At 37.6% G+C, this 8659-nt stretch carries 19 protein-coding genes; all 19 read right to left on the bottom strand.

The window, feature by feature from the left end; all coding sequences use genetic code 11:
• Positions 1 to 67: 67 nt before the first annotated feature.
• The 19 genes from IEX29_RS26145 to IEX29_RS26055 all read right to left on the bottom strand — a co-directional run bounded on the left by IEX29_RS26145 (position 68) and on the right by IEX29_RS26055 (position 8480).
• Positions 68 to 301 carry a hypothetical protein gene (locus IEX29_RS26145; RefSeq protein WP_188738767.1) on the bottom strand — a complete coding sequence of 78 codons (234 nt, stop codon included), beginning with the start codon at positions 299 to 301 and terminating at the stop codon, positions 68 to 70.
• Positions 302 to 525: 224 nt separating this feature from the next.
• On the bottom strand, positions 526 to 795 hold the full coding sequence (locus IEX29_RS26140; RefSeq protein WP_188738765.1) for a hypothetical protein: 270 nt from the start codon (positions 793 to 795) through the stop codon (positions 526 to 528).
• Positions 782 to 1222, bottom strand: coding sequence for a YopX family protein (locus IEX29_RS26135; RefSeq protein WP_188738763.1), 441 nt, complete (start codon positions 1220 to 1222; stop codon positions 782 to 784). The genes IEX29_RS26140 and IEX29_RS26135 overlap by 14 nt, the downstream gene beginning before the upstream one ends.
• A 12-nt stretch (positions 1223 to 1234) precedes the next feature.
• Positions 1235 to 1429 (bottom strand): hypothetical protein, encoded by a 195-nt coding sequence (locus IEX29_RS26130; RefSeq protein WP_188738761.1) that lies wholly within the window; start codon positions 1427 to 1429, stop codon positions 1235 to 1237.
• Complete coding sequence (locus IEX29_RS26125) at positions 1426 to 1587, bottom strand: hypothetical protein (protein ID WP_188738759.1); 162 nt, start codon at positions 1585 to 1587, stop codon at positions 1426 to 1428. Before IEX29_RS26125 ends, IEX29_RS26130 begins: the two co-directional genes overlap by 4 nt.
• Positions 1584 to 1772: a hypothetical protein gene (locus tag IEX29_RS26120; RefSeq protein WP_188738757.1), complete on the bottom strand. Its 189-nt coding sequence runs from the start codon at positions 1770 to 1772 to the stop codon at positions 1584 to 1586. Before IEX29_RS26120 ends, IEX29_RS26125 begins: the two co-directional genes overlap by 4 nt.
• A gap of 2 nt (positions 1773 to 1774) precedes the next feature.
• Positions 1775 to 2152, bottom strand: a complete 378-nt coding sequence (locus IEX29_RS26945; protein WP_229720408.1) for a YoqU family phage-derived protein — start codon at positions 2150 to 2152, stop codon at positions 1775 to 1777.
• A 12-nt stretch (positions 2153 to 2164) separates the two neighbouring features.
• A complete protein-coding gene (locus IEX29_RS26110; protein WP_188738755.1) occupies positions 2165 to 2437 on the bottom strand; it encodes a hypothetical protein in 273 nt (90 codons plus the stop codon).
• Positions 2438 to 2699: 262 nt separating this feature from the next.
• Entirely contained in the window at positions 2700 to 3026 is a 327-nt protein-coding gene (locus IEX29_RS26105) for a hypothetical protein (RefSeq protein WP_188738753.1), read from the bottom strand.
• The gene (locus tag IEX29_RS26100; protein ID WP_229720407.1) at positions 3026 to 3346 is read right to left on the bottom strand and encodes a RusA family crossover junction endodeoxyribonuclease; all 321 of its coding nucleotides are present in this window, start codon (positions 3344 to 3346) and stop codon (positions 3026 to 3028) included. The genes IEX29_RS26105 and IEX29_RS26100 overlap by 1 nt, the downstream gene beginning before the upstream one ends.
• 39 nt (positions 3347 to 3385) lie before the next feature.
• Positions 3386 to 4228, bottom strand: a complete 843-nt coding sequence (locus tag IEX29_RS26095) for a P-loop NTPase family protein (RefSeq protein ID WP_188738752.1) — start codon at positions 4226 to 4228, stop codon at positions 3386 to 3388.
• 9 nt (positions 4229 to 4237) lie between these two features.
• Positions 4238 to 4891: a conserved phage C-terminal domain-containing protein gene (locus tag IEX29_RS26090; RefSeq protein WP_188738750.1), complete on the bottom strand. Its 654-nt coding sequence runs from the start codon at positions 4889 to 4891 to the stop codon at positions 4238 to 4240.
• Positions 4892 to 4994: 103 nt separating this feature from the next.
• Positions 4995 to 5654, bottom strand: a complete 660-nt coding sequence (locus tag IEX29_RS26085) for a Rha family transcriptional regulator (RefSeq protein ID WP_188738748.1) — start codon at positions 5652 to 5654, stop codon at positions 4995 to 4997.
• 130 nt (positions 5655 to 5784) lie between these two features.
• Positions 5785 to 6141: an HNH endonuclease gene (locus IEX29_RS26080; protein ID WP_188738746.1), complete on the bottom strand. Its 357-nt coding sequence runs from the start codon at positions 6139 to 6141 to the stop codon at positions 5785 to 5787.
• A 10-nt stretch (positions 6142 to 6151) separates the two neighbouring features.
• Positions 6152 to 6766, bottom strand: coding sequence for an ERF family protein (locus IEX29_RS26075; RefSeq protein ID WP_188738744.1), 615 nt, complete (start codon positions 6764 to 6766; stop codon positions 6152 to 6154).
• The gene (locus IEX29_RS26070; protein ID WP_188738741.1) at positions 6759 to 6974 is read right to left on the bottom strand and encodes a hypothetical protein; all 216 of its coding nucleotides are present in this window, start codon (positions 6972 to 6974) and stop codon (positions 6759 to 6761) included. Before IEX29_RS26070 ends, IEX29_RS26075 begins: the two co-directional genes overlap by 8 nt.
• Complete coding sequence (locus IEX29_RS26065; protein WP_188738739.1) at positions 6971 to 7525, bottom strand: host-nuclease inhibitor Gam family protein; 555 nt, start codon at positions 7523 to 7525, stop codon at positions 6971 to 6973. Before IEX29_RS26065 ends, IEX29_RS26070 begins: the two co-directional genes overlap by 4 nt.
• Complete coding sequence (locus IEX29_RS26060) at positions 7518 to 7766, bottom strand: hypothetical protein (protein WP_188738737.1); 249 nt, start codon at positions 7764 to 7766, stop codon at positions 7518 to 7520. Before IEX29_RS26060 ends, IEX29_RS26065 begins: the two co-directional genes overlap by 8 nt.
• 150 nt (positions 7767 to 7916) lie before the next feature.
• Entirely contained in the window at positions 7917 to 8480 is a 564-nt protein-coding gene (locus tag IEX29_RS26055; protein ID WP_188738736.1) for a hypothetical protein, read from the bottom strand.
• Positions 8481 to 8659 lie beyond the last annotated feature (179 nt).

The following is an 8659-nucleotide window of genomic DNA, read 5'->3' as shown; positions in this document are numbered from 1 at the left end:
GTTTCAATGCCAGCCCATTCTGCAGCGAGGCTGATTCCTCCAATTCCTGCGAATAATTCGATGGACTTCAATCTCCCTCACCCTCCATCATCTTGCTATTATTGTCATGCCACACAGCATCTACCGCTTCGTCTCGTTGTATCTGCATCTTGTAATACTCAAGCTGTAATTCGGCGTTTATATGCTTTAACTGTTGGTTCTCTGCGTGTACTCCTCTAACCGTGTAACCCATGTAAATCATGGCTATAAGCGCTCCAGATAATAAAACAGCCAATCCAGCATCTAATATCTTTCGTTTCACGCTATCCCTCCAATATCCATAAGGCTTCTACCAATTCCTCTATTTGCTCATCAGTGACTTTTAAATCGTTGTCTCCTGCCCATTCTCAATTGTTATTCTTGTTGAATCTTTTTCTGGCATTATTCACCCCTCCAATCAAAATAAGCCATTTCTGAGACGTTTTAACATCTTTGTATATATTTAGTCTCGAATCTATTAATCTCTTCACCAGAGCTTCGTATTCCCTAAATACGCTTAGGAATAAAAGCTAGTGGTCTAGTGATTTGTTCTTTATCTGCTAAATGTATTAAAGCTAACAAAATTTCAATTTCTCTCCGTTCTTCTCTTTCAGCTATCTGTTCAATGGTTTGCCAGTTATTCCATGCCAGAGCAATTCGATCAAGTTGTCCTGGCAGAAACACAAGTTCCAAGTCCTCAAAAATAAATTCATTATCTCCGTTCAATGGAATAAGTGGCACATGCTTACCAGACGTTTTGAACTTAACTACTCCCATTGGTTGCACCTTCTAATAATTCTGGGTTTTCAAAAGCTTTACCGATAACTTTCAAATCTCTTATAAATCCTTTAGGAACATTAAATCCATCTTCCGACCACTCAATTTCTCTTGTTATTTCCTTGTACGTCGGACCGTCATTTATTCCAAACGCTTGATCTAAATTGCGTCGCTTGTATTTGACTAGGTCTCCTTCAAAAATTCCCTTTTTCCCTGTCCATTGCCCAACCGATTCCGGGATTACTTCAACCCACCATTCATGAGCAATGTAATCATTGCCTACATCAGCCAAATCGCCGACAATATAAGGAGAGAATCCATTTTCGATATAATTTCCGAACACCCAACCATTTTCGTGTGTTATCTCAAGTTCATCTAATTCCTCAGTGGACAATCTCGCTTTTCCTCGAAACAATACATCCCGCATCACGCATACCTCCTAATTAGCATCAAAATGCATTTGAAATGTTTTGCCACAACCATCTTCAAATTCATCATCACAAGTAATTTCATAAGTTTCTCCACATTCGGTTAATCCATCTTCCATCCATTCCCTTCCACAATGCGGACATTCAATATTAACGCCTAATTCCACCACTTCCGTATCGTTGTAGCCTCTGTATATCTCTTTCATCCGGTGTACCTCCTAAGATATTCTTGCGTCTCCTGTGCGTTGGGAACATTTCTATCCCCAACAGCACTATGATTGTCACGCATCCAGTTCATGAATTTTGTTACTGTCTGCTCGTCCGTATCGTTTGGGTCAAATATCATTACTGATTTCATGTTCATTTCAACTTACCTGCCAATGCTAACTTCATTTTGATATCTTCATAGGTTTCTTCAACAGCAACGTAATCTTCTTGTCCCCAAAACAACTTCACGTTTCCGTTTTTGTCTTGAGTTACAATCTCTAATTTATCGATATTTACCAACGTTCTTCTTCCAGTGGTACAGTAAGTCACTTCAATAAACATGCTCATTCCCCTTTCAAATAACCGACTTGTTTAGCTTTTTCTCTAATCGCCTGCATATCTTCTTCTGGGTATGCCCAATGCGGACAGTACAAACCGCCATATCCGTTGTTTCCGTTGGTGTATTTTCCTGTCAAAATAAATTCTTTAAAATCCTTAATCAACGCCCATAACGTACCGCCTTCTGAGCATTGGTTATACAATTGATAAGGATTTACTTTCCCTGCTCGTTTATCCCAAAACCAAAGACGTTTCCTTTCAGTTCCTGTAAAGAAAAAGAAAGATTCTTTTTTGCATTCTTCACGAAAAAACCCACGTCCTCTGTTAGCGATTTCTTGAATGATTGTATTAACTGCTTTTAAACGGTCTTCTTTTGTGGTCATTGCTCATTCCTCCTACAATCGTTTTGCTTGCTCCCGTAATCCTTCTGGGGTCAACATCTGGTGGATTTCTTTTATTTTTGCAGTAAACCTTTCAATAAAGTTACCTTCATAAAGCGTGCCGGCTTCAAATTCTTTCGTGCGAAACAACCCTAATTCTCTTGCGAAGATGCTTTCTATAACCCGATCCTCTATTTCAGATGGTTTTGCTAGCACATTATTATCTCTTGCACGTTCAACTTTCACCGCCATCTGTTTTAACACTTTCTTTTTTAGTCGCTTTTTCATAATGACTCCTCCAATAATCTTTTTAGGTCATTCTTCAAAACTTCAAATCCCTTAGTATGACCGACGATTTCAAAGACCTCTCTATCCTCGAATTGCGACTTATAGTATTGTGCTGTTCGCAACCTTCCGTTCAAACTCTTCCGTTCATTCCCAATTCCTAAACAAATCATAAAATGTTTTTTGCCAATACTTCGATAATTTAGGTTTGAAATTACTTTTTACATTTTTCCTACGTTCGTTAATAACAAATCTAATTTTCACTTCACACCTCTGACTGATATTTTGATATGGTTTGTAATCCATTTAGTTCACTTTGCAATGCTCTTAAAGATTCAACAGCACTTTTATATTTACCATCAGCCAAATCACGAGATAACTTTAAATCAGCTACATTGCCTCTGGCTACATCAGGTATAAGGGTTGCTTGTAATCCGTCTGCTTTTAGTTTCATGATTTCTACGGATAGTGCTTGCCTATATTCATACTCTGTCTCAGCTTTTTCACGAGCCATCTTGTGGATTTCTACAGTTGCCTTTTCAATGCGACGACTGGCTTGCATCATCATTTGTATTACATTCTGCAGCTCCATTACTCAATCACCTTGATAATGACTTCAATGCGAGGTTTTGATTTATCGACCTCGAATTTGTGTGAAACATCCCCGATTTGTTGCCATCCGTCATTTGTGATGACACCAGCTTTAACAAGTCCATCGAAAATGAATTTCTGTCCAGCCATGATATTATCTTTATTTTTTCGCTTGTCTTGGCAGTACCAGGTAATCTCAAAATTTGCTTTATTAACTTTCGGTAACTCTTTAACATGTATCATGACAAGAGTAGTAAAATCTTTCTTCATGTTTGCATATTGCATATGGTGCTTCTTACTTGCTGCAATAATTTCATTCATCGTGGGCAAGCTGCCCATTATCGTAAATCCAATGTTCATTTACATCAGTCCTTTCATTCGATGGTCTGGCCCTTTAACCTGGAGAATCTTCGCACCAGATGCCATTCTGCTTAGAATCCGTTTACCGTGTGTTTCACCATATTTCTTTTTTACCTCAGCGCTACTGTAATTTAAGTTGTATAGGTTACATTTGCCTTGTCGGCTATCTAATATTTGATAAGTTATATCACCAGACCATGTTTCAAATCCGTTATCTGTCTTTGATCGTTCCCCTGCTATTTCATCCAAAATCAGCACGTCAGCATTCGCAATAGTTTCTAGGATGATTGTTTCAGTTAAGTCTGTTCGCCCTTTATAAGTGCTTTGTATAATCTTCATAAGCTCGGGGACTTTAGCGAATACAACGATTTTATTAACTTCAAAATTCTTTACTTTACCTTCCCAATCTTTTTCAGTCCAGGTAACCTTCTGTTTAGCCAATTCTCTTGCAGCACATCTGAATAAATGTGATTTTCCTGTTCCTGGGTCTCCTTGAAGCACAATCGCAAGGTGTTTCCCTTGTATTAACTCTTGTACTAGATTCATAGCTTGCGTTTGTGCTTCAGTCTTTGGTACATAATCATTAAAGGTAACGTGTTCAAGTTCTTGCGGTATATAACTAACAACCCTAGCTTTGTTTGCCATTTCTCGCCGTTTTAAAGGCTCATATCCGTCTTTTTGTTGTTTGGCTAGCTTATTGTTCTCACAGGTCAAACAAATGCTGTGACGCTCTCCTTTACGATCGTAAATAGGGACTTTACTATTGCACACCTCACAAGTTCGAGAGCCTATTTGCTGTATACCTTGTGCTTTCATAATGTCTAAGTCTTTTATTGATTTCATAAGCACCACCTAAAATAATTGGTCGTATGGGTCAGGAGGTTGTTGTTCAGCCTGTTGGTTTAGATAACCCTCAAATTTATTACCAAAGAGTGTTTCCGGTCTCAGGTATTGGCTCATCTTAGCATCGCTCTTCCACTCTGTTGTTTTGGTATCTATCACCTTTTTAAAATCATCCAATCTAAATCCTTCATTCCAACGAGCTTTTATAGTTGTTTTTGTTTTATTGGTAGATGATCGATATTTCTTTCCAGTTGCATCGTTGAGATAATTTATTATCTCGACATAAGGTATATCTTTTGTATTATTAAATGTAGTATTAATAACTGTATTATTATCTCCCTCATTTTTGCGTATAGGGGTACCCTCATTTTTAGGTATAGGGTATTCGCATAAATAGGTGTACCTATGCTTAATTTTGAGTGTACCCTCTTCATAAACGACGGTTCTCGATATATAACCACCATCTTCTAGTTGTTTGAACCACCTTTGGATGGTGCTTTTATTTACTTTATATAGTTCTGCGAAATAAGAATCACTAGCCCAGCAATATCCTTTTTCGTTACATAGTGCTGTGATTTCTCCGTATAATAGCTTTGCATTTGGTGGTAAGGTACTGTCATATCGAATATTTGCAGGAATAATCGCATAATAACTTTTGTGCATTTTGTCACCTTCTTAAAATTAATTGGAATATTCTTGTCCAAATCTGATATAATGTTATAAATAACTATTTGAATGAGAGGGAATGGTGTTGCAGCACCACCCCTTACATTGGCCTCCATGCTTCAATCCATGCAACGGCTTCTTCAAAGTCTTGTCTTTTTATCTCTCGATAGGTTGGAGCTTGGAATGCCCTTCTTAAATTACTGTGAATATTAGAATACATTTGTCGTTTTGTTTCCAATGGCCCCATAACCCCATCGTTATATAACCTTTCTACACGTCTTTTAACAGAATGATTTACAGCAGTAGCTTGTCCATGATTTAAGGTAAGCTCATTATCAAATCTTTCTTCTAAGCTAGTAACCTTCTCTTTTACTTCATTAATTTCTTTAGAAGCTTCTAATGTAAGTTTCATAGATGCTTCCAGTTGTTCTTTTTCACTTAATATTCTGGGCTCATTTAGTTTCTTTTCCATACGTCGGAACTCTGTAATGTACTTTTCTTTAAATTCGGCAGCTTTCTTGCCTGTGTATCCCATAACCAAGAATGAAAATCCATCTTGCGTAATATAATAAACCGGGTATTCCTTACCTCTTACTTCATAATTTGACGGCGCAAAATTGCGCTGTGAAAAATCGTCGCTGCATTCTAGATTTCTGACGTCCCTTAAAACATCTTTGTGATTTTTATTAAACACTTCTGAGATTGTCAAACTGTCTGTTACTACCTCTTTATTTTTGATATAGACTAAATCTTTACTCATTTTTTATCCCCTTTCGCATATAGCAAAATATTTTCCGATTTCTACAACACGATAATCTTTATATCGGACCATATAGCTGTTTACCAGTTGTTTAAGGTGTTCTTCATCCTCTGCAGCAGTCCACAACATTTTAGGTAATATAACCCTCGTCTTGACTGGATACACCATAGTATTCCATTAGCTCCTTTCTTTTAGATAATCGCCAATCTCTCCCCTCTTTGGTGTAATCAGCGAAGTTGTGACAAGTGCCAGAGTTAACGGATGGACCACAAAGCAAGGCTACATTCCAAGGTTCGTCCCCTCTACCACCTTGAGAAGCTTGTACAAGATGAGCGTGTTCAAATGCATATGCTTGATATGTCCCGCATCGTTCACATTGACCGCCTGAACGATGATTTACTTCTTCTCGCACTTTAGGTGTAATCTTGCTCAATTGACCTCTTTTCGGCTTTCTACGCTTATGATTCGGCTTAGGTACAGGCGGCATCCAATCCCTCCTATGTTAAGACCCTTTTTTTGCTTTCCAACCTGCTGCAAACCTCGTCATATTCTTTTTTCGTTAGCAGTGACACATCTGTTTTGTTGTAATCATTCATAATTACTTTTTTGATATCAGCAGCAGTTACTTGGACTGATTTACCGATTGCGAATAACCTTTTGACTTGGGCTTCTGACAAGTTTTTATTGTTTGGTTGACTATTCTGGTTGTTCTGGTTTTGGTATTCGTCTGTATCTGCATCTTTCGTGTCATCAATAAGGTATAATCCGTTCAGAGCGTATTTCCTTGCGTAAGAAGACGCTGTACCAGTTATTTGCGAATGATCCATCCCTTTTTTTGATTCTGATTCCCTGGCATATGCCGTAACCGTGTGCGTATCTTTACCATCAGTGATAGATGCAGCGGCCTTAATATAGTGCCATTCGCCAACCAGTAACGGTTCATCTGTCAACGTAAGCAATAACCCCTTTTCTGCATTAAACGGCTTCACAGCTTCTAAAATGTCCTCTGCTGACCTGTAATTGTAATTTCCAAATTCATTAAATTGCCCCTTAGGTGCTTTTAATTCCTTTTGGACGTGTATCAACTTTTGCACCAGAGTTTCATCACTCACCCTTAATCACCTCACCTTTTTTATAGGTTTTAACCTCCCCAGATAATGCTTCACAAAGTTTGTCAAATTCTTCTGATTCCATTGATTCATAATCGTTTTCTAATCTGACATGCACTTTATGATTCGTGTAATTATCTTCTGATTCTTCCCAATGGTTCATACCTGTACCGGCATAATGACCTCCTAAGTTACTCCTTGACCCTCTCATTCCTTATCCACCTCAACTTTAAATTCATCCTCAAGATGTTCTATGGTTACGCCATCCACTACTTCGCCTGTGTCTGGATCAATAAGCTTGTCCTCATTTACCACAAAAGCCTTTTTTATATCCGATTTACTTGGTTCTTCCTTTACTCTGATTAAATCAGTACGATTATTGTTCTTAAGAAATTCAACAACAGCTTTATCGTCGTAATTATATTTTGGTTGCTTTTTCACAAAATTAATGCGTCCATTTGGTAGTTTTTGAGATTTGAATTTAGGGTCTTCTTCTCTCTTTTTGATAGCATAACGAGCGAGCAAACCTTGGAAATAATCTATATCACGTTGCGCTTTTTCTTTTTCGGACTGATACCAAGCTTCAATCTTGTCTTGTTCCTCTGTTGCCAAAGCGTTAGCTTCGATTTGTTTCTGTTGCGCTTGTTTTATTTTCCTTAACGCCCAATTGGCACTTGAATCGTCTGTCACCTCAAAAGATTCCTGTTCCGTCCGTTCCTGTTCTTCTAAATATTGATTTAAATTAGACTGTAATTTATTCATTTGAATCACCATTCCTTTCAACAAGATTAAAGAATTTGTAACCTTCATATTTAAAATAACGTTCGTTCGTTATTTTACTGAAACCACCTATAAAAACTTCTCTACCCTCGGACAATTCGTTAAATTTTTCGTTGTTTAAATGAATTTCTAACCTAAGGGTAGAAGCGTTTAAATCCAAATAACCTTCATCATATGCCTCTCTAACTTTCTTCGACAATTCGATAGCCTGATCTAAATTCATTTGNGAGGACTATTTTTCTTTTCCATTTCTTTAAACCACTCAATGGGGTCCCAATACTCACCAGGCTTGTCCTCTAATCGTTTTTGAGGTTTTGGATACCCCGTGCGTAGTGTTCTTGTTATATCGGGATGGTCCATAATGACAGCCCCTTTACTTATCCATTCTCTGTTCTTCTGGGGCAACTAGGTAGATTTCATCAAATGAACGCTCTGCTTCTGGACCATCAAAATAAACACTCTTCTTATTCATTTCTAATTTAGTTATAGATGTGTAGTTACCAAAACCTGTTGTTACAATGTCTCCCTGTCTATACTCATCAACCTCACGCCCTAATCTCTCCCAAAACCGACGTTTCTTTTCTTGTTGGATTTCTTCTGGTGTGGCGTGTCGTAAATGATTAGCACTCACAACATTCATGATTTCATTGCCATTCATTAAGTTGATATGAGTACCATCGTTATAAGTGTCTTTTGTTATTTCCCAAATGGAATTATCAGGTACATAAACAACCCAATCCCCAACCTTGTATTGAGGTATAACCTCGTAGCCGACATATAGTGCACGTGCTAATTTAGCTGCATCCCAATCAACAATAGGACTATCCGGTCTTTTTTTATAAGGCTGAATATTGATATAGTGGTCTATCTGTTCTTGAGTTAATTCATATCTTTCTAACCAGTCAGCTTGTTTTTGCGTAACTTGTATCTTTTCCATCCAATCACTCCTCATATATGAACCATCATTAAATATAAAAATCCTAATGACCCAGCAAACATTACATTTAATTGGAAATCTAATTTATCCATGGTAATACTTCCGCATATATGCTATTGCTTGCTTTTTTACATCATCTTCGATCTTATTCCGATTAAGCATCATAAGATTTTCTAACG

The sequence above is a fragment of the Oceanobacillus neutriphilus genome (genome assembly GCF_014645515.1).
In the GTDB taxonomy this organism is placed as follows: Bacteria; Bacillota; Bacilli; order Bacillales; family Amphibacillaceae; genus Oceanobacillus; species Oceanobacillus neutriphilus.
This window is presented reverse-complemented; position numbering and strand designations above follow the sequence as displayed.